Source organism: Mesorhizobium sp. M0960 (assembly GCF_040319055.1).
Taxonomy (GTDB): Bacteria; Pseudomonadota; Alphaproteobacteria; order Rhizobiales; family Rhizobiaceae; genus Mesorhizobium.
In genome coordinates, this window is record NZ_JAMYNN010000013.1 from 36,467 (window position 1) to 61,623 (window position 25,157).

The 25,157-nt window shown below is 63.7% G+C and carries 21 protein-coding genes; 11 read left to right on the forward strand and 10 right to left on the reverse strand.

All coding sequences use genetic code 11. The features are described from left to right. Positions 1–115: 115 nt before the first annotated feature. The 6 genes from NKH63_RS21600 to lepA form a co-directional block, all read right to left on the reverse strand. Positions 116–2,287: a malate synthase G gene (locus tag NKH63_RS21600; RefSeq protein ID WP_352918686.1), complete on the reverse strand. Its 2,172-nt coding sequence runs from the start codon at positions 2,285–2,287 to the stop codon at positions 116–118. Between the two features lie 290 nt (positions 2,288–2,577). Then, complete coding sequence (locus tag NKH63_RS21605) at positions 2,578–4,605, reverse strand: hydantoinase/oxoprolinase N-terminal domain-containing protein (RefSeq protein WP_352918688.1); 2,028 nt, start codon at positions 4,603–4,605, stop codon at positions 2,578–2,580. 297 nt (positions 4,606–4,902) lie between these two features. Further along, complete coding sequence (locus NKH63_RS21610) at positions 4,903–5,526, reverse strand: CDGSH iron-sulfur domain-containing protein (RefSeq protein WP_352640356.1); 624 nt, start codon at positions 5,524–5,526, stop codon at positions 4,903–4,905. A 526-nt stretch (positions 5,527–6,052) separates the two neighbouring features. Next, complete coding sequence (locus tag NKH63_RS21615; protein ID WP_502896353.1) at positions 6,053–6,427, reverse strand: hypothetical protein; 375 nt, start codon at positions 6,425–6,427, stop codon at positions 6,053–6,055. A gap of 279 nt (positions 6,428–6,706) precedes the next feature. Further along, positions 6,707–7,231: a hypothetical protein gene (locus NKH63_RS21620; RefSeq protein ID WP_352481393.1), complete on the reverse strand. Its 525-nt coding sequence runs from the start codon at positions 7,229–7,231 to the stop codon at positions 6,707–6,709. Positions 7,232–7,404: 173 nt separating this feature from the next. Then, positions 7,405–9,210 carry a translation elongation factor 4 gene (gene lepA / locus NKH63_RS21625; protein WP_352640357.1) on the reverse strand — a complete coding sequence of 602 codons (1,806 nt, stop codon included), beginning with the start codon at positions 9,208–9,210 and terminating at the stop codon, positions 7,405–7,407. 156 nt (positions 9,211–9,366) lie between these two features. Between lepA and NKH63_RS21630 the strand changes: the two genes are divergently transcribed. From NKH63_RS21630 to msrA, 4 genes are all read left to right on the forward strand, one after another. Further along, the gene (locus tag NKH63_RS21630; RefSeq protein WP_352481391.1) at positions 9,367–10,419 is read left to right on the forward strand and encodes a TadE/TadG family type IV pilus assembly protein; all 1,053 of its coding nucleotides are present in this window, start codon (positions 9,367–9,369) and stop codon (positions 10,417–10,419) included. 349 nt (positions 10,420–10,768) lie between these two features. Then, positions 10,769–11,479, forward strand: coding sequence for a DUF1223 domain-containing protein (locus NKH63_RS21635; protein WP_352640358.1), 711 nt, complete (start codon positions 10,769–10,771; stop codon positions 11,477–11,479). A gap of 79 nt (positions 11,480–11,558) precedes the next feature. Further along, positions 11,559–11,867, forward strand: a complete 309-nt coding sequence (locus NKH63_RS21640) for a hypothetical protein (RefSeq protein ID WP_352640359.1) — start codon at positions 11,559–11,561, stop codon at positions 11,865–11,867. A 77-nt stretch (positions 11,868–11,944) separates the two neighbouring features. After that, positions 11,945–12,673: a peptide-methionine (S)-S-oxide reductase MsrA gene (gene msrA, locus NKH63_RS21645; protein ID WP_352640360.1), complete on the forward strand. Its 729-nt coding sequence runs from the start codon at positions 11,945–11,947 to the stop codon at positions 12,671–12,673. Between the two features lie 227 nt (positions 12,674–12,900). Here the strand turns inward: msrA and NKH63_RS21650 are convergent, their stop codons facing one another. From NKH63_RS21650 to NKH63_RS21660, 3 genes are all read right to left on the reverse strand, one after another. After that, positions 12,901–15,435 (reverse strand): mechanosensitive ion channel family protein, encoded by a 2,535-nt coding sequence (locus NKH63_RS21650; RefSeq protein WP_352815865.1) that lies wholly within the window; start codon positions 15,433–15,435, stop codon positions 12,901–12,903. Positions 15,436–15,536: 101 nt separating this feature from the next. After that, entirely contained in the window at positions 15,537–16,541 is a 1,005-nt protein-coding gene (locus NKH63_RS21655) for a cytochrome d ubiquinol oxidase subunit II (protein ID WP_352481386.1), read from the reverse strand. Continuing rightward, positions 16,538–17,911 carry a cytochrome ubiquinol oxidase subunit I gene (locus tag NKH63_RS21660; RefSeq protein ID WP_023718884.1) on the reverse strand — a complete coding sequence of 458 codons (1,374 nt, stop codon included), beginning with the start codon at positions 17,909–17,911 and terminating at the stop codon, positions 16,538–16,540. Before NKH63_RS21660 ends, NKH63_RS21655 begins: the two co-directional genes overlap by 4 nt. 263 nt (positions 17,912–18,174) lie before the next feature. Between NKH63_RS21660 and NKH63_RS21665 the strand changes: the two genes are divergently transcribed. The 4 genes from NKH63_RS21665 to NKH63_RS21680 all read left to right on the forward strand — a co-directional run bounded on the left by NKH63_RS21665 (position 18,175) and on the right by NKH63_RS21680 (position 21,183). Further along, entirely contained in the window at positions 18,175–19,101 is a 927-nt protein-coding gene (locus tag NKH63_RS21665; RefSeq protein WP_023718883.1) for an ABC transporter ATP-binding protein, read from the forward strand. A 14-nt stretch (positions 19,102–19,115) separates the two neighbouring features. Next, positions 19,116–19,877 carry an ABC transporter permease gene (locus NKH63_RS21670; protein WP_023718882.1) on the forward strand — a complete coding sequence of 254 codons (762 nt, stop codon included), beginning with the start codon at positions 19,116–19,118 and terminating at the stop codon, positions 19,875–19,877. Between the two features lie 185 nt (positions 19,878–20,062). Beyond that, positions 20,063–20,506 carry a MarR family winged helix-turn-helix transcriptional regulator gene (locus NKH63_RS21675; RefSeq protein WP_352918690.1) on the forward strand — a complete coding sequence of 148 codons (444 nt, stop codon included), beginning with the start codon at positions 20,063–20,065 and terminating at the stop codon, positions 20,504–20,506. Further along, a complete protein-coding gene (locus NKH63_RS21680) occupies positions 20,503–21,183 on the forward strand; it encodes a GNAT family N-acetyltransferase (protein WP_352918692.1) in 681 nt (226 codons plus the stop codon). The genes NKH63_RS21675 and NKH63_RS21680 overlap by 4 nt, the downstream gene beginning before the upstream one ends. A gap of 103 nt (positions 21,184–21,286) precedes the next feature. On the opposite strand, the gene NKH63_RS21685 is transcribed toward NKH63_RS21680, so the two are convergent. After that, a complete protein-coding gene (locus NKH63_RS21685) occupies positions 21,287–23,278 on the reverse strand; it encodes a PhoX family protein (RefSeq protein ID WP_352918694.1) in 1,992 nt (663 codons plus the stop codon). Positions 23,279–23,480: 202 nt separating this feature from the next. On the opposite strand from NKH63_RS21685, the gene NKH63_RS21690 reads away from it, so the two are divergent. The 3 genes from NKH63_RS21690 to NKH63_RS21700 all read left to right on the forward strand — a co-directional run bounded on the left by NKH63_RS21690 (position 23,481) and on the right by NKH63_RS21700 (position 25,123). Beyond that, the gene (locus NKH63_RS21690; RefSeq protein ID WP_352918696.1) at positions 23,481–23,819 is read left to right on the forward strand and encodes a hypothetical protein; all 339 of its coding nucleotides are present in this window, start codon (positions 23,481–23,483) and stop codon (positions 23,817–23,819) included. Positions 23,820–23,833: 14 nt separating this feature from the next. After that, entirely contained in the window at positions 23,834–24,535 is a 702-nt protein-coding gene (locus tag NKH63_RS21695; protein ID WP_352848291.1) for a phosphatase PAP2 family protein, read from the forward strand. 318 nt (positions 24,536–24,853) lie between these two features. Next, positions 24,854–25,123: a helix-turn-helix domain-containing protein gene (locus NKH63_RS21700; RefSeq protein ID WP_023718875.1), complete on the forward strand. Its 270-nt coding sequence runs from the start codon at positions 24,854–24,856 to the stop codon at positions 25,121–25,123. The last annotated feature ends 34 nt before the right edge of the window (positions 25,124–25,157 follow it).

Here is a 25,157-nt window from a genome sequence, read left to right on the forward strand (position 1 = left end):
TTCCTGAGGCGCATCGTCAGAATGGGCGTTGGCGCACTTCATGCAGGACCCCTCCCCGCCCTTCGGGTCACCCTGCCCTCAAGGGGAGGGGGACGCCGGCTCCCGCGCCTTCGCTTCAGGCGCCTTGCTTCGCCTTCAGTTCCAGCCGCCGCGCGTGAAGGACCGGCTCGGTGTAGCCGTTGGGCTGGACGCGGCCCTTGAAGACGAGGTCGCAGGCAGCAAGAAACGCGATGGACTTGTCGAAGTCCGGTGCCATCGGCCGGTAGAGTGGATCGCCTTCGTTCTGGCGGTCGACGATCGCCGCCATGCGTTTCATCGTTTCCATGACCTGATCGGGCGTGCAGACGCCGTGATGCAGCCAATTGGCGATGTGCTGCGAGGAGATGCGCAGCGTGGCGCGGTCCTCCATCAGGCCGACGTCGTTTATGTCAGGCACTTTCGAGCAGCCAACGCCCTGGTCGATCCAGCGCACGACATAGCCCAGAATGCCTTGCGCGTTGTTGTCTAGCTCCTTCTGGATGTCTTCAGGCGACCAGTTCGGCCGCCTTGCTACCGGCACCGACAAGATGTCGTCGAGCCTGGCCTTGGGCCGGCTTTTCAGCGCCTTCTGCACGGCGTGGAGGTCGACCTTGTGGTAGTGCGTGGCGTGCAGGGTTGCCGCCGTCGGCGACGGCACCCAGGCGGTGTTGGCGCCGGCCTTGGGATGCGCGATCTTTTCCTTGAGCATCGCCGCCATCAGGTCGGGCATCGCCCACATGCCCTTGCCGATCTGGGCGTGGCCGGCCAACCCGCATTCCAGGCCGGTATCGACGTTCCAGGCTTCATAGGCGGCAATCCAGGCGGCCTGCTTCATGTCGCCCTTGCGGATCATCGGGCCGGCTTCCATCGAGGTGTGGATCTCGTCGCCGGTGCGATCGAGGAAGCCGGTGTTGATAAAGACGACGCGGTCCCTGGCGGCGCGGATCGCCTCCTTGAGGTTGACGGTGGTGCGCCGCTCCTCGTCCATGATGCCCATCTTGATGGTGTTTTTCGCCATGCCGAGCAGCGCCTCGACGCGGTCGAAAATCTCGACGGCGAAGGCGACTTCGTCGGGGCCATGCATCTTGGGCTTCACGATGTACATCGAGCCGGCGCGAGAATTGGCGCGGCGCCCGTTGGGGCCAACATCGTGCAGCGCGATCAGCGCCGTCATCGCCGCATCCATGATGCCTTCCGGCACCTCGTTGCCGTCGCGGTCCGATATCGCCGGATTGGTCATGAGGTGGCCGACATTCCTGACCAGCATCAGCGAGCGGCCGGGCACGGTCAGCGTGCCGCCATCGGGCGCGGTATAGGCGCGGTCGGGGTTGAGCCTCCGGACAAAGCTCTTGCCGGCCTTGGTGATCTCTTCCGCCAGGTCGCCCTTCATCAGGCCGAGCCAGTTGCGGTAGACCAGCACCTTATCCTCGGCATCGACGGCCGCCACCGAATCCTCGCAGTCCTGGATGGTTGTCAGCGCCGATTCCAGCACGACATCGGCAATGCCGGCCGGATCGGTGCGGCCGATCTGGTTGTTGCGGTCGATGGCGATTTCGATGTGCAAGCCATTCCTGACCAGCAAGACGGCTTCGGGGTCGGCGGCATCGCCGCGATAGCCGGCAAACTGCTTGGGGTCGGCAAGCGTGGTGGCGCCGCCGCCCTCGCCCAGCCGCAACATGCCGTTGGCGACCGAAAGCCCGTTCACGCCGGCCCATTTGCCTGTCGTGAGCGGCACCGCCTCGTCGAAGAAGCTTTTCGCCCAGGCGACGACCTTGGCGCCGCGCGCCGGATTGAATTTGTTGCCTCGCTCGGCGCCGTCCGTCTCCGGGATGGCGTCGGTGCCGTAGAGCGCATCATACAGTGAGCCCCAGCGCGCATTGGCGGCATTCAGCGCATAACGCGCATTCATCACCGGCACCACCAACTGCGGCCCGGCGACCAGCGCGATTTCCGGGTCCACATTTTCGGTCGTCACGCTGAAGGCCGGCCCCTCGGGCAGGAGATAGCCGATCTCGCGGAGGAAGCTCTTGTAGGCCTCCATGTCGACGGGCGCGCCATTGTCGCGGTACCAGCGGTCGAGCTTGTCCTGCATGGCATCGCGTTTTTCGAGCAGCGCCCGGTTTTTTGGCGAGAGATCATGGACGATCGCCGAAAAACCGCTCCAGAATGCCTCCGCTTCAATGCCGGTGCCCGGCAACGCCTCGTTCACGACAAAATCATGAAGCTCGCGGGCAATCCGCAATCCGGCGATCTCGACGCGATCGGTCATCAGGGCTTCTCCAGACGAAAGGCTAGGCCGGGCCTTTGGCATGTCGCGGTTGCAGGGTCAATTCGGCATAGGTGAAGGTAGGGCGTTTTCGCCGTTGCAGGAGCTGCCAATCTCCCCACTTGTGGGTGAGATGCCCGGCAGGGCAGAGGGGGGCGTGAAGGATCGCCGACCTTGCCATTTACGACCAGCCGCAAGTCTGAGGTGTTACCGCGAAAGACTGAGACGTTGGCGGGACAGCGCCCCCCTCTGTCCTGCCGGACATCTCCCCCTCGAGGGGGGAGATCGGCTAATCACACCGCCATCCTTGGCCTGCCCGACGCGACCGCCACGACATGCGCCTCGATGAACATGCGCTGGCCCTCGACGGTGGAGACGCGGAACTCGCTGGCGATTTCGATCTCGGCGCTGTCGGTGCCGGCGTCCTTCGCCCGCCCGGCGGCAATAGCGCGCACATCTCTCTCCGCCGCGGCGATCGCCGCCGCCTCGTCGTTGAAATCGCGCACGCTTTCGCCTGAGGCGACACGGAACAGCCCTTCCTTGGGCTGGCTGACCCGCGCCTCGGCCGAAACCCGGACCTGGCCGACGACGGCGCCGAGCGCATTGGCCACATCGGTATCCTCAGGCACCACGCAGTCATTGCCGACCAGCTCGGCCAGGCCGGCATAGTGCAACGGCGCCGAGGCGCCGAGGCCGATGACCGGACGGTCGAGCGCGACGCTGAGCCGGGCGATGCCGGGATGGGCGTCGACGGCGCGCTGGACCAGCGCGTGGGCGACGGTCGCCGCGCCATCCAGCCCATCCTCGGCGAAGGCGGTCTCGAGGATGACTTCCGCCGACAGGCGGGTCAGCGTGGTCAGCACCCGTTCCGAGATCGCCTCCGGCGAGGCGGCGATGAACTGGCCGCGGCCGTCACGCCTGCGCGCGAACAGCTCGGCACCCAGACGCGCCGCGGCCGGATCCCAATTGGCCTGCCTGCCCAGCACATGCGCGGCATCTGACGGCGTGAAGCCGGCGACATGCACCAGCCCGCGCGACACCAGCCGGTTCAAGGTGGCGTTCTGGGCATTCGAAGTCAGCAATCTGTCGAGAGCCTGCGGCACGGCACCGATCAGCTCGTAAAGCTTGGCTTCGGCACCGGTCAGTCCGGCCGCGAGCCGCTCCGGCACGCCGGTGCGCACCGCGAGGCGGCCATCCATGCGGCCGGGATTAGGTGCGCGCAGCTGGCGTTCCAGTTCTGATGTGACGGCGTCGCCATGCACCATGCCGGCCAGCGCCAGCGGCACCAGGCGGCGCGGCCCGAGCAGGATTTTCGGGCTGAGCGCGCCGTCCTCCAGTGCCACTTCGGAATCGCCGCCGAGGCCAAAAGTGCGCATGGCGACGGCCTCGACCATGGTGCGGAAGCCGCCGACGGTCGCGCCTTCCGGATCGAGCCGCGGCCGGCCCTTGTCGAGCACGGCGACGTCGGTGGTGGTGCCGCCGATGTCGGAGACCACCGCATTGTCGAGGCCGGTCATGTGGCGGGCGCCGACAAGGCTGGCGGCCGGGCCGGACAGGATCGTTTCGATCGGCCGCTGGCGGGCAAAGGCGGCCGAGACCAGCGCGCCGTCGCCGCGCACCACCATCAGGGGGGCAGCGATGTTGCGCGCGGCCAAAAAACCTTCGGTTGCCGCGACCAGCCGGTCGATCATCGAGATCAGCCGGGCGTTGAGCAAGGTCGTCAGTGCCCGGCGCGGGCCGCCGAGCTTGGCCGACAGCTCGTGGCTGGCGGTGACCGGCAGGCCGGTCCTGTCGCGGATCAGGTCGCGGGCGGCAAGCTCATGCGCCGGATTGCGCGTGGCGAAGTAGGCGCAGACGGCAAAGCCGGACACCGACTTTTCCAATTCCGGCAAAGCTGCCTCCAGCCCGGACAGATCGAGTTTTGCCGCGTTGCCATGGACATCGTGGCCCCCGGCGCCGAACACCACGGGATCGGTGCCGAGCGCCGCCTTCAGCCCGTCGCGGGCAAGGTCGCCTTCGGCAAAGCCGATCATCACCAACGCGACGCGGCCGCCTTGGCCCTCGACCAGCGCATTGGTGGCGAGCGTCGTTGACATCGACACCAGTTTTATCGCTGCAGGGTCGGTGCCGGCTTTTTGCAGCACCGCATCGACCGCGCCCGATATGCCGACCGCCAGGTCATGGCGCGTTGTCAGCGCCTTGGCCTTGGCCAGCACTTTTCCGCCGGGGCCGCCGGCCTCCGACCACAGCACCGCGTCGGTGTAGGTGCCGCCGGTGTCTATGCCGAGGAACAGGGGGGAGGGTTTGAGCTTGGCGGTCATTGGCGGGTCCGGAGAATTCGTCTCCGCCCCTTAGCGGATACCGGCCGATCGATAAAGCCGCGATGGCTGGGCCACGGGCGAACACGCTGCAGGCTCGCCCAATGCCGGCGGGACAGCACCCCCCTCTGTCCTGCCGGACATCTCCCTCTCAAGGGGGGAGATTGGGTGTCACCCACGCTCTCGCAAATTTTCAACGCTGCAAACAGGGTGGCCGCCGGCGAAGCTGCCAATCTCCCCCCTTGAGGGGGAGATGTCCGGCAGGACAGAGGGGGGTGTGACGGATCGCAACCTTGGCAATTACCCGACAAACCCCACGCGCTTGTGGCTGCCATCGCAGAACGGCTTGTTGGCGGAGTGGCCGCAGCGGCAGAGGAAGGTACGTTGTGTGCGGTCGACCGTGTGGCCGGTGCCGGTGACGATTTCGACATTGCCCTCCAGCTTGAGCGGGCCATTGGTGGTCGGCGTGACGGTCAGCGGGCCATCCCGCGCTTCCAGCGCCGGCGTATCCTTCAACGGCGGCTCGCCGGTGGCGGTGAAGCCTGCCTTGGCGTGGCTGCCGTCGCAGAACGGCTTGTTTTCCGAAGCGCCGCAGCGGCACAGCGTGGCGCGGAAAAACGTTTCGCCGCCCAGCACGATCTCGGCATGGACGGCCAGCGGGCCGTTTTCCCTGATGCGCACGGTGTTGACCACCGGCGGCTGTTCCTGCGGCCCGCCATCCTTGCGGACATAGGTGATGGCGCCGGACGGGCAGGCTTCGGCGAGCGCCACGATCTTCTCGACGCTGGCCGCCTCGGGGTGGATCCACTGCCCGGGCGCATTGGGCACGAAGACACGCGGATCGCCAAGCACGCAGTTGCGCGAATGGATGCAACGTTTTCCCGAAAAGCCGATCTCTATGTTTTCGCCTTCGACCACTGCCATGGGTGGGATCTCCTCTCGGACTACGCTATGGCGACGGCCAGGACGACGTCAAGGCAGCATTCTCCACCTCGTGAGGGCCGACCTCGGGCGCGGCGGGAAGGGAATTCGCATTTTTTGCTCGCAGCACTACATTTTGTTCTTGCTTTGTGCCGGCAGCTATGCTACTAATTTGACTATGGTGCCAATTGGCTCCAACGACCCGCCCCACCGAGGCGGGTTTTTTGTTTCAGCTTTGAATCCCGGCGTTGCCGGCCGACGCTGGCGGGACAGCGCTCCGCTGCTATGGCCTCTGTACGACCACCTGGCCCACAAGGGTGAGGCAATCGCATACAGGAGTCCCCCTCATCCGGCCGCTTCGCGGCCACCTTCTCCCCGAGGGGAGAAGAGGCTGGCGCCAGTGCAGGCGACTCCTCTCCCCTCGGGGAGAGGTCGGATTGCCCCGAATTGCCCTTCGCAATTCGGTTGGCAATCCGGGTGAGGGGGCGCTTGCCGGTGTGCAATAGCCCTCGAACAAAAGGGAGACAGTTCACGGAACCAGATCGATTTCCTCGGTCTCGCCGCCACTGCAGGTGTAGCAGCAATCGTCGCATTTTTCCGCGTTGGCGGGGCCGACACCCCAATAGGTATTCTCGTCACCATCGACCCAGGCGCCGTAGCAGATCGATTCGCCGTCATTGCAGGACAGCGGGATCGACTTGGTCTCGCCGTCGTTGAGATAATAATCCTGATTGTTGCCCGGCCAGACGTGGTCGCGGTCCTGGCTGTACAGTTCGACGCGCATGGCGTTGGGATGGCTGTTCTTGATCTCGAACGTGACATCGCCGGCATGCGCGACGGGCGCAAACAATCCGACGATGAACAGCGCAGCGGCAACGCGGCGCGCGAAAGCGTAAGACAACATGATGATTCCCCCCGGAATGAAACGGCCTGCTCGGCCGCGCGGGGGAACATGGCATGGCGGGTTGAAGGGTGGAAGAGGTGATTGCGGCATTTGCGTCGCAAGACGCGCGAGGCTGCCAAGGAAGAACCCTCTCCGGTTTGCTTCGCAAACCACCTCTCCCCACTTCGTGGGGCGAGGAAACCGCCAATCGCCGAAGCCTCACAAGACCTGGGTTCCTCGCCCCCACATGGTGGGGGAGAGGTGGCCGCGAAGCTGCCGGAGAGGGGCGGTCCGACGGGCTCAACGATCGGGCTTCAGCAGGGTCCATATCCAGCCGATGAATGTGAGCACCAGGAAGGGATATCCGGCAGCGGGCAGCGGCGCCGAGGTCGGCAGCAAAGGGGTGCCCCAGAGGATCAGGCCCACTGAGACGACAAACAGCACAGCCGCCACGACAGCGGTGAGCCGCATCCACAGGGCGAAGGTTTTCGGCGCGCTGACCATGACCAGCGCCGCCGCCCAGAGCGAGATACCGCCGACATAGGAGGGCACGCTGGCCTCAAGCCCCGCCGCATTGCCGGCGAGCAGCAGGCTCTCGCCGGCGAGAAAGGTCAGAAATCCGGCCGCCACGCAGTCATTGCCCAGCCGCTGATATTTCATCGTCAGCAGCGCGGTTGCTACCACCAGTGCGACGCCGTCGATCGTCCAGAGTGTTTCGCGAAGGGACGCGCTCTCGACGAAGGTGCCGACGAGGCCCATCGCGCCGCCGATGGCAAGGCCGATCGCGGCGATCGTGTCGGAGATAGCAGGGCTGGCGGGACGCATCGGGACCTCCCTTCCAAGCTCAAGGATACTTCAAGACGGGACCTTCTCCAATGGCGGCCCGCTGCCTAAAGCGAAGGGCATTGGCCGGCGCATATTTAATCGCATCGGGAGGCGGTTCGGTCAGCTCGAAATTGGGAACAGCCCGGCCACGGGGGAAATGGGCGTAACCCCGTTCAATCGCCCATCTTCAGCGCCTGGATAAACGCCTCCTGCGGGATATCCACCTTGCCGAACTGGCGCATCCGCTTCTTGCCCTCTTTCTGCTTGTCGAGCAGCTTGCGCTTGCGCGAGACGTCGCCGCCGTAGCATTTGGCGGTGACGTCCTTGCGCAGCGCCGAGATCGTTTCGCGGGCGATGACCTTGCCGCCGATCGCCGCCTGGATCGGGATTTTGAACAGATGGTGCGGGATCAGCTCCTTCAGCTTCTCGCACATCTGGCGGCCGCGCTTTTCCGCCGCCGTGCGGTGGACCAGCATCGACAGCGCGTCGACCGGCTCCTCATTGACCAGGATCGACATTTTCACCAGGTCGCCTTCCTTGTAGTCGGTCAAATGATAGTCGAAGGAGGCGTAGCCCTTGGAGATCGACTTCAGACGATCGTAGAAGTCGAAGACCACCTCGTTGAGCGGCAAATCGTATATCAGCATGGCGCGCTTGCCGACATAGGACAGGTCGGCCTGGATGCCGCGCCGGTCCTGGCATAGCTTCAGGATGCCGCCGAGATAGTCGTCGGGGGTGAGGATGGTGGCGCGGATCCATGGCTCCTCGATGGCGGAGATCTTGACCACGTCGGGCATGTCGGCCGGGTTGTGGAGTTCCTTGACCGTGCCGTCGTTCAACAGCAGGCGGTAGACGACGCTGGGCGCGGTGGCGATGAGGTCGAGGTTGAACTCGCGCTCCAGCCGCTCCTGGATGATTTCGAGATGCAAGAGGCCGAGGAAGCCGCAGCGATACCCGAAGCCGAGCGCGGCGCTGGTTTCCATTTCAAAGGAGAAGGACGCGTCATTGAGGCGCAGTTTGCCGACGGCGGCGCGCAGGTCTTCGAAATCGGCGGCGTCGACGGGGAACAGGCCGCAGAACACCACCGGCTGCGCCGGCTTGAAGCCGGGCAGGGCTTGTGCCGTCGGGCGCTTGTCTTCGGTGATGGTGTCGCCGACGCGGGTATCGGCAACCTCCTTGATCGAGCCGGTGAAGAAACCGAACTCGCCGGGGCCGAGCTCATCGACATTGATGCGGGCGGGCGTGAAGACGCCGGTGCGCTCGACCAGGTATCTGGCGCCGGTGCCCATCATGCGGATGGTCTGGCCCTTCTTCAGCACGCCGTCGATGATGCGGACCAGCACGATGACGCCGAGATAGGCGTCGTACCAGGAGTCGACCAGCATCGCCTTCAATGGAGCCGTGATGTCGCCCTCGCGCGGCGGCGGCAGATCGTTGACGATCGCCTCGAGCACATCGGGAATGCCTAGCCCGGTCTTGGCCGAGATCAGCACGGCGTTGGAGGCGTCGATACCGATCACCTCCTCGACCTGCTCGCGGATGCGCTCGGGCTCGGCGGCGGGCAGGTCGACCTTGTTCAGCACCACGACGATCTCGTGGTTGTTGTCGATGGCCTGGTAGACATTGGCCAGCGTCTGCGCCTCGACCCCTTGCGAGGCATCGACGACCAGCAGCGAGCCCTCGCAGGCGGCAAGCGAGCGCGACACTTCATAAGCGAAGTCGACATGACCGGGCGTGTCGATCAGGTTGAGGATATAATCCTCGCCATTGTTGGCGCGGTATTTCAGCCGCACCGTCTGCGCCTTGATGGTGATGCCGCGCTCGCGCTCGATGTCCATCGAGTCCAGCACCTGCTCCTTCATGTCGCGCAGCTCCAGCCCGCCGGTCGACTGGATCAGCCGGTCGGCAAGCGTGGATTTGCCGTGGTCGATATGGGCAACGATGGAGAAATTGCGGATGTTTTTGATCGGCGTGGTCATGCGGCGCGCTTTAGCAGGGGCACGCTGCATGGGCAAGCGGCGGGGCGCGGGAGCGGCGGCGGGGCCAAAGTCGTTAAACTTTGATCCATGAGATTAGAGCATAGTTTGCGCCCGGCGTGATAGCCCACCGGTCTATCGCCGTTTCGGGGGATCGGAATGCCGCTGTCCGCACGCAAATTTCTCAACTCGGTGAGCGGCTCGTTCGCGCCAATGCTCGCCATCTTGCTTATGCCGATGGTTGCCGCATTGGGTTTTTCCATCGACTATACCTCGGCGGTTTCAACCAGGGCCTCGATGCAGAACGCGCTCGATGCCGCGTCGCTGTCGATCACGACGCTGGAGACGACCACGACGTTGGCGGACCGCCAGGTGAAGCTGCAGGAGGCATACCTGGCCAATGGCGGGCAAGGCACGGCCAAGCTCGACAGCTTCGTCGTCGCTACCGACGGCGCTGCCAGCATCAAGGCTTCGGCTGGCTTCGCCATGCCGACGAGTTTCATGCAGATCGTCAAGATCAACACGGTGCAGGTCGGCGTCGCGTCCGCGGTGACAAAGCGGCCGGCATTGGTGGAGGCCACGTTCAAAGTCGATAAGATCTCGGGCTATTGGAACAAAACGATGACGCTCTATGGCACCAAGTTTGGTGACACGCTGGCTAACAAGCTGATGAAGATCGACTACACATACAACGGTTATGGCGACCCTAAGGGCTACGGCACAGCCAGCGTGTATACGATCAACGGAACGACGACCACGCTGGTCCAGCAGCAAGTATGCACGACCGCCACGGTGCTCAGCTTCTACGGCTTGCCCAGCACCACGATCACCCAGACCGACTCATACGGCAGGAAATACGCAACCACCTGCGTCAGCACGATGTATCCCGCGACGAGTGCTGGTGCGGTGATCGACGTCAGCCAGATGGACCAGCTGTACCTGCGGATGGATGTGCCGTCCGGCAATCCATCCGTGCTCAAATCGAACGATCCGGCGACATCGAACCGGCTTTACGCCGACGGCGTCGAAATTGCGAACGGAGAAACCGTCGATATCTTCACGCTCGTGCCATGCGGCCAGAGCAGCAAACAGGCTTGGGAAGATGGCGGCAATCCCGTACCGGCAGCCATTTCGAATGCCGACTTCTTCTACACGGTGACCGGCAAGTGCGCCTTCAACAAGCGGCCTTCGGAGACCGTGCTTACACAATAGCCGGGCCAAGTGCCGATCTCCCCCCGTGTGGGGGAGATGGCCGGCAGGCCAGAGGGGGCGCTGTCCCGCGGCTCTCGTAATTTGCAATCTGGCAACCTCCAATCCGCTTGGCCCATCCTAGCATCGAGTTGGCGTTACTCGGCGTCCACGTAGGATGACGCTCGGTGGCGCCCCCCTCTGTCCTGCCGGACATCTCCCCCACAAGGGGGGAGATCGGATGTCGCCTCGGCTCTCGCCAATCCCTAAGACGAAAAAACTTGGACTTCTTCTCAATCACGAAGCGGTGATGCTGTAACGAACCGTGCGTCGGCGGCGAAGTTTGGACATGGAACCGCACATGAGGACAGCGATGACCGGATCGAAACGCAGCACGGCCCTTGTCGGGCTTTCCCTGGCACTGTTTTCGGCAATCGGGTTTTCGGCAACCAGCGCGGCTGCCGGCCAGACGCTGACCGTCGTCGAGCTGTTCACCAGCCAGGGCTGCTCGTCCTGCCCGCCGGCCAACGCCAATCTGATCAAGGTCAAGGACCGGCCCGGCGTGCTGGCGCTGTCCTTCAACGTCACCTACTGGGATTATCTCGGTTGGAAGGACACATTCGGCAAAGAAGAATTCACGCAGCGCCAGGTCCGCTATGAACCGTCGCTCGGCCGTTCCGGCCCGTTCACGCCGCAAGTGGTGGTCAACGGCAAGGCCGATGCGGTCGGCGCCAGGCCGGGCGAGATCGAGCAGCTGATTTCGAGCGGCGGCCACGCCGATGGACCTTCGCTGTCGCTCGCCGGTGGAAAGGTCAGCATCGGCGCCGGTCCGGTGCCCGGCGGCAAGGCCGATGTCTGGCTGGTGCGTTACGGCAAGGGCGTCATCGAGGTGCCGGTGGCGCGCGGCGAAAACACCGGCCGCACGCTGCCGCACGCCAATGTCGTGCATTCGCTGACCAGGCTGGGCAGTTGGACCGGCGACGCCACCGCGCTGCCGCTGCCGGCGACGACGGGCGGCCTCAGCACCGCGGTGCTGGTCCAGGTGCCGGGCGGCGGGCCGATCCTCGGTGCCGCTGCGAATTAGAACCCGTTCCGAAATTTGCGCAATGCCGCAGCGGCGCCGCCGCATGCGATCAACCCTGCCATAACCCAAGGAGACCACCATGACCAATCACCTGACCCTGGCGGCACTCGCCCTCGCACTTTGCTCGACGGCGCTGTTCGCCGGAGGCGCGGCGCGGGCCGAAGATGCGATGAAGCCGGCGAACGCCATGGCGACAAACGCCATGAAGCCGGCAACCGATGCCATGAAGCCGGCCGGCGCCATGGCGCCTGATGCAATGGCCACAACTGCGATGAAGGCGGGCGATCCGATGAGGGCCGACTGCATGGACAAGGCCGCCGCCGAGACGGACGCCATGAAGAAGGCAGAGGCGACCAAGGCCTGCGATGCCATGGCTCCGGCCAAATAGGCGATGCGCACAGCAATGTGAGAGCCCGGCGGATCTATCCGTCGTATAATCCACACCAGCATCATGGGAGATCAGACATGACCGGAGCCCTGAAACGATCGTCGATTTTCGCAAAAACAGCACTTGCCGCGCTCATTCTCACGGCCGCCGCTGCCGTGTTCTGGCAGACGCCGGCAGTCTCGGCCGAAGACGCGGTGGTGATCCCGCCGCCGGCAATGGACGAGAAGGCCACCGCCGGGACCGAAAAGGCGGTCTTCGCCGGCGGCTGCTTCTGGGGCGTCCAAGGCGTGTTCCAGCACGTCAACGGCGTAACCAGCGCGGTCTCCGGCTATGCCGGCGGCGACAAGGACACGGCCGTCTATGAAATGGTCGGTACCAGCCGGACGGGCCACGCCGAATCCGTCGAGATCACCTATCAGCCGTCCAAAGTCACCTATGGCCAGCTGCTGCAAGTGTATTTCTCGGTCGCGCACAATCCGACGCAACTGAACTACCAGGGGCCGGACAGCGGCACCCAGTACCGCTCGACGATTTTTGCCGAAAACGACACGCAGAAAAAGATCGCCGAAAGCTACATCGCCCAGCTCGACAGGGCCAAGGTGTTTGCAAAGCCGATCGTGACGACGCTGGAGACCGGCAAGACCTTCTATCCGGCCGAGGACTATCACCAGGACTTCCTGACGCTCAACCCGACCTATCCCTATATCGTCTACAATGATCTGCCCAAGGTCGAGAATCTGGAGCGGCTGTTCCCCAATCTCTACAGCGAAAAGCCGGTGCTGGTGCTGGCCGCCAACAAGAGCTGATTTTTTGCGCCGGCGGGCGCGACGGAGAATAAGCGTCGGCGATCCTTCGCACCCCCCTCTGTCCTGCCGGACATCTCCCCCGCAAGGGGGAGATCGGCTATCACCTCGACCTTCGCCAAATCTCCAACGTTCAGGACGAGCGGAGCGCTGAAACTGCTAATCTCCCCCCTTGCGGGGGAGATGGCCGGCAGGCCAGAGGGGGGTGCTGTCCCGCCAACGTCTCGAAACTACCTCCCCTTTTTCCAGGGCAGGCTCCAACGCACTTTCTCCAGTGTCGCCTTTGCCTCGGCCGAGTCCGGGTCGGGCTCTGTCTCACGATAATGCGCCGAGCCCCGAGGCGGGTAGGCAAGCGTGTTGTTGAGGGCAAATTTGTCGATCTGGCTGAACTCGGGGAAAGGCAGGTTTTCCGCCTCGCGCCAATCGCTGACCCTTTTCTCCGCGGCGATGCGTTTTTCGTCGTCGACCGCAAGATCGGTGGCTCTGTATTCCAGTGACGAAGGGAAGGCGAACTGCGCGCCGGCATCATCCATGATGTTGATCATGGACAACAGGATGTCCTCGCGGATGGCTTGGAATTCGGCCACGTCGGCGGTTTTGACGTAGGTGAACACGTCGATGTCGAGCGAATAGGCGCCGAAGCCGGCAAAGCGCACGCGGCATGGCTCGTCGATGACGCGCGGATGGGCGATCAGCAGCTTGCGCAACTCGGCCAGGACGTAACGCAGCTGATCGGGCGTCGTCTCGTAGCGCAGCTGCAGCGTCGTCGCGAACCGGGTGCGGTCGCGATGCGCGTAGTTCTCGATCTGCATGCCGGCGAAATCCGAATTCGGCACCGAGATTATCGTGCGGTCGAGCGACCGGATGCGTGTCGAGCGCATGCCGATATGCTCGATCGTGCCGGACTGGTCGCCGAACTTGCAGAAGTCGCCGACGCTGACCGGCCGATCGGCATAGAGCGTCAGGCCGGAGAGGAAGTTCTGCAGCGTCGGCTGCGCCGCCAGCGCCACCGCCAGACCGCCGATGCCGAGACCAGCAATGACGCCTTCGTAGGGAATGGCGAGCACTTCGGCCAACAGCAGGAAGGCGACGACCAGCACGGCGACGCGCGCGACGCCGGTGGACAGCGAAATCAGCGTGTCGTGGTAGCCGGGCACTTGCCACAGTCCACGATAGTGTTCGGCGACCTTGCCGATCAGGTGCCAGACCACCGGCACGGCACCGATCACGATCAGGCTCCAGGCGATTGCCTTGACCGGGGCGGCGACCACTTGCGGCAGACCGAGCGGGCGCAGCGTCAACAGCAGGAAGAACCCAAGCACGATCGAACGCACCGCCCATTCGACGATGCGGAAGAAGGCCGAGCTGTCCGTCCTTCGCACAATCAAGGAAATCAGCGCATTGGCGATGAAGCCGAAAACGATGCCGGCCACTGCGGCAAGGCCGAGCATCCACCACTGCCAGTGCTCCATCGGTCCGGCGCGGGTGAGCAGGCCGGGGCTGATCTCGCGGGCGAGGCCACGGGCGATGAAGAACGGGTCGGTGCTGGCGAAGGCAGCGAACTCCGGCGCCACCGGCACGTCTTCCACGTCGGCGTAGAGCGCGCGGATGTGGGCGAGCGTCTCGGGCGTGAACTGCCAGATCTTGCCCTTCTCGGTCTCGACCGGGCCGATGACGATGTTGCCGGCGGGATGCTCGAAATAGATGAAGGGGGTGTTGCTCTTCGGGTCGTCGGGGATCTCCTGCCAGTAGACATAGCCGATGCGGTCGATGACCTTTTTGAGATAGCGCTCGAGCAGGAACGCCTCGTCGCCGCGCACCGCCTGACTGTAGTTGCGCAGGTCGAGCGCCGCCTGTGCCGGATCGCCGGCCTCGGTGAGGCCGCTCAACAGTACCTTGAACGTATCGCGTGGCGAGGCGAGCCTGCTCGGATCGTCGACCATGTCGACGGCTTCGCCACGCGCTTCCTGGAATTCGGCGAGCTTGGCCTGAAGCTGGCCAAGTGGCGGCCCGACGATAGACCACTCGCCATTCTTGCGGCGAAAGGTGAGATCGAAGGAAACCCTGGTGCCATATTGCGGGAGCGTCGCCGTCACCTCGTCGCCGGCAATCGTATCATGCGGCAGGCTCCACAGGCGGAACGTCGCGTTGTCGATGACGGTGAACAGGAGCTTGGTGTAATCGGGCATGTTGAGGCCGCCGCGGTCGGCCTCGGTGACGTCGACGAGGCCCGCTGCCAGACCGGCAAGACCCATGCCGCCGCCGGTCGCGCGCGGCACGTTGTCGGCGCCGCTCTCGTTCATCGTCTGCAGGAACGAGCGCATGGTGCTCATCGGGCTCGACTGGTCGACACGGACGTCCTCGACGGCGCTGACGCGCACGCCTGTCCACCATTCGGCGGTGGCGACATCGAAACGGCCCATGAAGCTTTCGCCGTCAGGCGACTGGACGAAGGTGAAGGCGCCCTGGCGGTCGCCTTCGAACCAGTGGCCGACAAGCTTGTCGCCTTCGGCCTTCGCCTCGATACGGCCGCTGTAAAGCGGGTAGACGCCCTTTACGTCGGCGCCGGTCTGCTCGAACTTGATCTGGGCGCCGCCGCCGCGCCATTTCGTGTCCCACACGCCGGTCCAGCTGGCCGCGTCCTGCGCATGCGCCTGCGGCATGGCCGGCAGCAGGCCTGCAAGCGCGAGTGCGCCGACCAGCGCGACCGTCCGGATCAGCATCAGCAACAGCCGATCCTGTCTCGCCGCAAAAAAGGGGGTCATTCTGTTGCCCTTCTTCTGCCGGCGATTCTGCTGGGCCGGCCAGAGAAGGTTATTCCGCTTGAAGATGAATATTCTGTTTCGGCCGGCGCCGGCGAAGCCGGTCAGTCATAGGTCAGATCCGTCGCCTTGCCGCCGAACACGCGGTAGGCAAAGAACGAATAGAAGATGATGATCGGCAGCACGACGACTGTCCCGACCAGGATGACGGCCAGGCTTTCGGGTGCCGAAGCAGCCTGCCAGATGGTCAGCCGGTCGGGCACGACGAAGGGGTAGAACGACCAGGCGAGCCCGGCAAAGCCAAGCGTGAAGATCGCGGCCAATGTCAGGAACGGGAGCAGCGCGTGGCGATCGTCGGGCTTCGGCAGATGAAAGGTCTGGCGCCACAGCCACAGGAACAGCACTGCCGACAGGATCGGCAACGGCGACAAATAGAGCATGGCCGGCCAGACGAACCATTTGTCGAAGATGCGCGCGCTGGCAAAGGGCGTGGCCAGTGATACTGCAACCATGCCGAGCGCGGTCAGCACCAGTGCCGTGCGCAGCCACAGCACCGCTTTCTTCTGCAAGTCGCCTTCCGTCTTGTAGATGACCCAGGCCGCGCCCATCGCCGCGTAGGCGGCGGCAAGGCAGAGCGCCACCAGCGCCCCGAAAGCCATGCCGCCAGGGCCGACGTCGAGGCCGAGCACATAGACGCCGAGCATATAGCCCTGCGCCAGCGACGCGATGACCGAACCGAGGAAGAAGATGCGGTTCCAGCGGTGCTTCCTGCCGGCCGGCACTTTGGCGCGGAAATCGAAGGCGACGCCGCGCAGGATCAAGCCGACCAGCAGCACGAAAACCGGAATGTAGAGCGCGGTCAGGATGGTGCCGTGCGCCAATGGGAAGGCGACCAGCAGCAGGCCGACCGCCAGCACCAGCCAGGTCTCGTTGGCGTCCCAGAACGGGCCGATGGCGGCGATCATCGTATCCTGTTCGGTGTCTTCGGCTGCGGCGAACAGGATGCCGATGCCGAGATCGAAGCCGTCGAGGATGACGTAGATCAGGATGGCTAGGCCCATCAGGCCGGCGAAGATCAGAGGCAACAGGGTCGGCCAGTCGAAGCTCATGATGTTTCTCCCGGTTGCGCAACCGGCTGCGACAGCGGCCTGTTCATGACGCCCGGCAGCGGCGAGGTGTCACCATCCTTCGCCGCCTTCAATGCCAGATGCACCAACACGCCGAGATAGGCGATCAGCAGCAGCACGTAGAGGATGAGATAGACCGCGAGCGACAGCGCGACATGGCTGCCGGCGACCGGGCCGACAGCATCGGCGGTACGCAGCACGCCGGTGACCAGCCAGGGCTGGCGGCCGATCTCGGTGGTGTACCAGCCGGCCAGCGTCGCCAGCCAGCCGGACAGTGCCATCGGCACCATGACCAGCGCCAGCGGCTTAGGCAGGCTGTGGCGACGCTTGAGGAAGAAGGCCGCCGACCAGGAGACGACGAGCATCAACAGGCCGGTGCCGACCATGATGCGAAAGCCCCAGAACACCGGAAACACCGGAGGATGGTTGCCGGCATAATCGTTCAGCCCCGGTACGATGCCGCCGGCGCTGTGCCTGAGGATGAGGCTGGCGCCGTCGGGAATGGTGAGCTCGAACCTGTTCTCCTTGGCCGCTTCGTCGGGAAGCGCAAACAGCACCAGCGGCACGTTGGGACCGGTGTTCCAGTTGGCCTCCATGGCGGCGATCTTCTGCGGCTGATGTTCAAGCGTGTTGAGGCCGTGCTGGTCGCCGGCAAAGATCTGGATCGGGATCAGGATCGCGGCGGCGAAGACACCGGTGCGCAGCGCCTTCCACATCGATTCCGAGCGATCGCCGTAGAGATAGCGCAGCGCCGACAGGCCAGCGATCAGGAACGAGACGGTCAGCCCCGAAGCAAGCAGCATATGAACGAGCCGGTAGGGCATGGACGGATTGAAGACAACGGCCCACCAGTCGGTGGCGTGCGCAACACCATCGCGAATTTCGAAGCCGGCCGGCGTCTGCATCCACGAATTGAGGGCGATGATCCAGAAGGCGGACAGAGTGGTGCCGCCGGCTACCAGCACCGTCGCCAGCGTGTGGACGCGGTTTGAGACGCGGCGGAAGCCGAACAGCATGATGCCGAGGAACGCCGCCTCGAGGAAAAAGGCCGTCAGGATCTCGTAAGCCAGCAGCGGGCCGGCGATGTTGCCGACCGTCTCCATATAGCCCGGCCAGTTGGTGCCGAACTGAAAACTCATGGTGACGCCGGAAACCACGCCCATGGCGAAGGACAGCGCGAATACCTTAACCCAGGTGAAATAAGCGCGCATCCAGGCGGAGTCGCCTGTCGCGTTGTAGCGGAGCTTGAAGAACAGCAGCACCCAGCCGAGCGCGATGGTGATCGCCGGGAACAGGATGTGGAACGAGATGTTCGCGCCGAACTGTATGCGCGACAGGATGAGCGGGTCCATGGCGGCTCCAGCTGCTGCTTGTTTGTACAAGGATAGGCTTCATGCGCCGGGCGGTCAAAGCGGCGTCCCGCCGCGAGGCGGAACGCCGCAGTGCCGGTTAATCTGCTTTTGCGTGGAATTTTGCTGGACGACCAGGCGGGTGTTGCCTATTCCGGCGAACCTCGATGTCCAGAACTGTCAGGAGCGCCATTGACATCCGGATTTGCGCACCGACATTCAGCGGATTAAATCAACAACTCTGTTTCAAGCAGCCGTTTTCAGCCATGCAGCCGATCATCTCGATTTCCGGGGTCACGAAGACCTACGCCACCGGCTTCAAGGCGTTGAAGGAGATCAATCTCGATATCGTGCGCGGCGAGATATTTGCGCTGCTGGGGCCGAACGGCGCCGGCAAGACGACGCTGATCTCGATCGTCTGCGGCATCGTCAACCGCTCGTCGGGCACCGTCACGGTCGACGGCCATGACATCAACCGCGACTACCGCGCTGCGCGCGGCCTGATCGGGCTGGTGCCGCAGGAACTGACCATCGATGCCTTCGAGAGCGTGTGGGCGACGGTCAATTACAGCCGCGGCCTGTTCGGCAAGCCGGCGGACAAGGCGTTCGTCGAAAAAGTGCTGCGCGACCTGTCGCTCTGGGACAAGAAGGACGCCAAGGCGATCACGCTGTCCGGCGGCATGAAACGCCGGCTGATGATCGCCAAGGCGTTGTCGCACGAGCCGCGAATCCTGTTCCTCGACGAACCGACCGCCGGCGTCGATGTCGAGCTGCGCCAGGACATGTGGGCGATGGTGCGCCGGCTGCGCGAAGACGGCGTCACCATCATCCTGACCACGCACTACATCGAAGAAGCCGAGGCGATGGCCGATCGCGTCGGCGTCATCAACCGCGGCGAGATCGTGCTGGTCGAGGACAAGGCCGAGCTGATGCGCAAGCTTGGCCGCAAACGGCTTGTGCTGGAACTGCGAAGCCCGTTGGCCACCGTTCCCGATGCTTTTTCGCACTACGCGCTGGAGCTTTCGCCCGATGGCGGGCAGCTGACCTATACCTATGACAACCAGAGCGAACGGCCGGGCGTCGCCTCGCTGATCCGCGAGCTCGAGGCGGCCGGCATCCAGTTCCGCGACATCGATACGGAAAACAGCTCGCTCGAGGAGATCTTCGTCAATCTGGTGAGGAAACAGGCATGAACCCGCGCGTGGCCATGAACCTTCATGCGGTATGGGCGATCTATCGGGTGGAGATGGCGCGCGCCCTTCGCACTGTGCTGCAGAGCATCGTTTCGCCGGTCATTTCGACGTCGCTCTATTTCGTCGTCTTCGGCTCGGCCATCGGCTCGCGCATCACCGAGATCGACGGCATCAGCTACGGCGCCTTCATCGTGCCGGGGCTGATCATGCTGTCGCTGCTGACGCAGTCGATCTCCAACGCCTCTTTCGCCATCTACTTCCCGAAATTCGTCGGCTCGATCTACGAATTGCTGTCGGCGCCGGTGTCCTATCTGGAGATCGTCATCGCCTATGTCGGGGGTGCGGCGACAAAGTCGATCGTGCTTGGCCTGATCATCCTGGCGACGGCCTCGCTGTTCGTGCCGCTGACGATCGAGCATCCGTTCTGGATGCTCGCTTTCCTGGTGCTGACGGCCGTGACCTTCAGCCTGTTCGGCTTCATCATCGGCATCTGGGCAAGAAGCTTCGAGCAGCTGCAGCTGGTGCCGCTGCTGATCATCACACCGCTGACCTTTCTCGGCGGCAGCTTCTATTCGATCAACATGCTGCCCGGCATCTGGCGCACGGTGACGCTGTTCAACCCGGTGGTCTACCTGGTTAGCGGCTTCCGCTGGAGCTTCTACGGCAAATCCGACGTTTCGGTCGGCGTCAGCCTCGGCATGACGGTGGTCTTCCTGCTTGTCTGCATAGCGATCGTCGCCTGGATCTTCAGGACCGGCTACCGGCTGCGCAACTGATCGACTGGCCCTTGCCAGGCAAAGCAGCCTGATCAATCAACGGAAACAGCGCTGAGTGCAGCCTTGCGACGATAGCCCCTTGACCTTCATGTTTTGTTATATATCGTGTTATTGTTTCTAGTGAGACGGATTGGCCTGTGGAAGACGTCATACGATCGCTTGGCTTCCTGTGCCTGGGCAGCAGGATGAAGCGTATAGGCGAGCAACTGCAAGCGGAGGCGCAGCGCCTGCTCGACCGGCTGGATGTTCCGGTTCAGGCGAGCCAGTACCCACTGCTGGCCGCGCTCGACAGGCTAGGCCCCCTGCCTGTCGGGGAACTGGCGCAATCCCTTGGCATCGCGCAGCCAGGCGTAACGCGAAGCGTCTCGCTTCTCGCCGAGTTGGGATTGCTCGAGGTCAGTCCGTCGATCGATGACCAGCGGCGCAGGATCGTCTCCCTCACCAGGGACGGCCGGCGGCTGGTCGATGTCGCAAAGCGCGAGGTCTGGCCGCGCATCGAGAACGCCGTCGCGGATCTGTGCGCGGATCTTTCGGGGCCGCTTCTCGATCAGTTGGCCGCCATCGAGGACGGCCTCGCCGCGGCTCCTCTCGACCGTCGTGCACCAAAACCGAGAGATGCCGTGCAATGAAACACCTGCTTGACCGCCCGATCTGGAGCGCGCTTCAGACGCGACATCAGGCCTTCGCGCAAGGTGGCAACCTCGCCAGGCGATATCGGCCGTCGATTGTTCCTTTCGCCGCCACTGGCGCGGACGACGCGGAAAGCCTGCGGGCGCTCGAAAAGCTTGTCTCCCCGGGCGAGAGTGTGATCCTGCTTCAAGCGGACGCCATTGCTCTGCCCACGGGGCTTTCCGCGACTTCGACCGCGGCCGGGGTTCAGATGATTGCCGAGCAGCCATTGCAGATCGTGTCCGACGGGCGCGTGCAACGTCTGACGCGAGACGACGCCGCTGAGATGCTGGCTCTGGCGTTGGTCACCAAGCCTGGCCCATTCACGCTCGAAGCCTTGAGCCTGGGCGATTTTTGGGGTGTGAAAATCGAGGGCAGACTTGCAGCAATGGCCGGCGAGCGCATGAAGCAACCTGGCTATACCGAACTCAGCGGAGTGTGCTCACATCCGAAATTTCGCGGCGGTGGCCTGGGCAAGCTGTTGTCCATATTCGTGGCAAACCGGATAGTGGCGCGCGGCGAAGTCCCCTATCTCCACGCTTATGCCAGCAACGCCACGGCCATTAGACTTTACGAGTCCATTGGCTTCAGGTTGCGAAGCACAATGAATGTGGCCGTGGTTCAGCGCACCGAATGATTCGTCGGCGCATAATGCGTAGCATGGATGCATCCCGCATCGGGAAAGGAAGGATTTCGTATCGCCGAAATCCTTCCTTGAGACTGCAAGACCTTGCTGCGTGTCAGACCGCGATCTTGCCACCACCTTGCCTGGTGATGGCAACGACCGCCGGCCGCACCGGCATGTCCGGCTTGAAGTCGGGCCAGCGGGTCGACAAATCCTCATAGTAGGACGGACGGCCGAAAGCCTCCCAGTCCTCGCCACCGTCGCCTGGATGCTGGACGGCAACGAAAGCGGTCTGGTCGTCCGGCGCAAACAGGGGACCACACATTTCGGCGCCGATCGGCACGCGGAAGAACAGTTTTGAGGTCGCCCGCGCCGGCCCTTCCGTATCGACCGCCCACAGACCGTCGGTGCGGCCAGTGGCCTTCGGACCCTGACCGTCGGTGGCGACCCAGAGGCGGCCGGTCGAATCAACCGCGCAATTGTCCGGCATGCCGAACCAGCCATTGGCCGTGGTTGCGGTCGAGAAGGTGGCGCCGACTGCCGCAACCGAGGGATCACCGCATTTCAAGAGCACCTCCCACTTGCCCTTGGTGGCGGCAAAATCGCCACCGTCCTCGACGATCTCGATGATGTGGCCAAAGGCATTTTCGGCACGCGGGTTGGCGGCGTCGACCTGATCGGCCTTGCGCTTCGAATTGTTGGTCAGCATGACATAGACCTTGCCGTTGGCGGCATTGGGCTGGATGTCTTCAGGGCGGTCCATCTTGGTGGCGCCGAGCAGGTCGGCGGCGCGGCGCGTCTCGATCAGCACGTCGGCCTGGCTGGCAAAGCCGTTCTCCGCCGTCAGCGGCCCTTGGCCGAAGACGATCGGCAGCCATTCGACCGAACCGTCGTCGGCAAACTTGGCGACATGCAAGGTGCCGTCGTCGAGCAAATCCATATTGGCGGCGCGGTCGTCCGGATTGAACTTGCCTGTGGTGACGAACTTATAGACATAGTCGAAGCGCTCGTCGTCGCCGAGGTAGAAGACGACACGGCCATCCTTGGCGACGATCGATTCGGCGCCCTCATGCTTGAAGCGGCCCATTGCGGTGCGCTTCTTCGGCACCGAAGTCGGATCCTGGACGTCGACCTCGACGATCCAGCCAAAGCGGTTCGGCTCGTTCGGCTCCTTGCCGATGTCGAAACGGTCGTAATGCGCTGCCCATTCATAAGCACCTTCGGGAATGCCGAGCCGCTTGTAATTGGCGGCTTCCTTGTGGCCTTGCGGCAGCTCGCCCGAGAAATAGCCGTGGATGTTCTCCTCGGCCATGACATAGGTGCCCCACGGCGTGACGCCGCCGGCGCAGTTGTTGACGGTGCCGACAACTTTCGTGCCGCTCGGGTCGGCGCTGGTCTTGACTCGGTCATGGCCGGCGACGGGGCCGGACAGCGCGATCTCAGTGTTGGAGGTGATGCGGCGGTTGAGCTTGCCGTCGCGAACGACCTGCCATTTGCCGGCTTCCTTGCGGATCTCGACAATGGTGCCGCCATGCGCCGTCATCTCGACGTCGACTTGTTCCTTGCTGAGAGGCGCCTGCTTGGCTTTGCCATCGACGATGGTGACGAGGCCCGGAAACATCAGGTGCGGATTGGTGTATTCGTGGTTGACGACCAGCAGGCCGTGCTCGGCCGAGCCGTCGATCGGGATATAACCGACATAGTCATTGTTGTAGCCGAATTGTCTGGCCTGGGCTTCCGCCGACTGTTTTGTCGGATCGAATTCCGGCGAATCGGCGAACAGCGGATCGCCCCAGCGCAGCAGCACGTCGGCGTCATAGCCGGGTGCGACGTGATGCTTGTCGTCGATGCCGGCCTCGAGCTCGTCGAAAGCGAAGGCGGAGCCTTCGGCGGCGCGGGCGTTGTCGGCGGTGATCAGCGCCAGCGGGCTGACGGTAGCGGCTATGGCCGAGACGGCAAGCGAGCCCTTGAGGAAGCCGCGGCGCGAGAACCGCGCGGCGATGATCTCACCCATGGTGCGGTTGTCGCTGGGATTGGCTCCTGGCCCATCGTTTTCCTCGAGCAGGCTGGTGCGGAAATGGGCGTCAGGGGTGCGATGTTCGGTCATAGGGGCCTGCCTCTGGCTGGATGGATTGCTGGAGCGTGTTGCCTGGCCAATCCGGTATCGCCGGCAGGTCACAGTTTGATGACATGCCGGCTAATTGCCACCTGCGATTTCGTATCCAACATCGGCCCGCTTGACCGCGACCGGCGCTTCGGAAACAAGAGCTGCGGCAGGCGCGTAAGGACCGCATCGGGAGGAGCAAAAAGTGAGTTTCTGGGGACTTGGGCAGCTCTGCATTTCGACAGTGATCTTCCTGCTGGCGGCGACGGCGGCGAAGCAATGGGGACTGGCGCCGAGCCTCGGCAAGATCGTGCTGACGTTAGCGCTCTATTCGCTCGGCAATCTGATCATGCTGAGGCTGATCCGAGAATTCGGCATGTCGGTGTCGTTCAGCCTGTCAGCGGTGATCCAGCTGGTGTCGGTGAATGTGGTGGCGCTGGTCTTCTTCGGCGAGCGCGTCAATGCCTTACAGGCAACCGGCATCGTGCTTGCTATCGCAGCTGTGGCGCTGATCACGCTCGGGCCCTATCTGCAAAGGCTGTAACTGCGATCGGGCCGATGAAGAAGACCGCAAGCAGACTGCGCAACTGGCTGGAGTTCCCGGTTCTGCTGGCCGGGCTGATCATTGCCGGCGGGCTGTGGGGGTTCGAGGAGCTAATGGAGATGGCGCGGGCCACCACGCCGCATGCCTTCGATACCGAAATCCTGCTTGCCTTCCGCAAGGCCGGCCAACCCGACAATCCGATCGGACCGGCGTGGCTGGAAGGAGCGATGCGCGACATCACCAGCCTCGGCAGCGCCAGCGTGTTGGTGCTGATCACGGCAGCAATGATCGTCTATCTGCTCCTCATCCGCAGGCCAGGCGCGGCGCTTCTCATGTTCATCGCGGTAGCGGGCGGCCAGATCCTGTCAAGCGTGCTCAAGTTCGATATAGACCGGCCGCGCCCCGATCTGGTCTCGCATCTCGCCGACGTGGCATCGCTTTCGTTTCCGAGCGGCCACGCCATGCTGTCGGCGGTGACATATTTGACGCTGGGCAGCATGGCGGCGCGGTTTTTGCCCGGGCGGACAACGAAGATCTATGTGCTCGGGCTGGCGGTGCTGACGACGGTGGTGGTCGGCATCAGCCGCATCTATCTCGGCGTCCACTGGCCGTCCGACGTATTGGCCGGCTGGTGCGCCGGCTTTGCCTGGGCGATGCTGTGCTGGCTTGCGGCCCGGTTCCTGCAGCGATGGCTCGGGCGGGCCGGCGGCACCTGACTCATGTCAGTCGATTTGCGGTCAAATCAGCCTGTTGATCAGGCCATGGCCGCAGCCTGCCAGCAGGAAAACCATCGACAGCAAGGCTGTCGAGGTCGCCAACGCATTGAATATCTTCACCTGCTCATCCTTTTTGAGTCGTTGCCTGTGAAATCGGGATCGCAATGGATGTCCCGCCAAACGATGCCGAAATTGTAGCATGCTAGCGCATCGGCTGGCAAAGAGTGCTGCATGTTTCACATATGCAAGATGATGCTTGAACCATCATAATGAAGGTATTATACGTGATATCGCAGACTCAGACGGGGGTTTTGGCCGATGATCACTGCCGCGCAGATGCGTGCCGCGAGGGCGCTGGCCGGCATCGATCAGAAGACGCTCGCCGAGCGCGCCGGGGTTTCGCTTCCAACCATTCAGCGCATGGAAGCGAGCGACGGCGTGGTCCGGGGCGTGGTCGATACGCTGATGAAGGTCATCCAGGCCCTTGAAGAGGCCGGGGTCGAGCTGATCGGCGACAACCAGGCGAGCGAGCGTGGCGGCAGGGGCGTTCGCCTCAAGCCTGTCACGCCGCAGAACCCGCAAGGCTGACGGTACTGCCGCATCGCCGAAAATCGAAATCGAT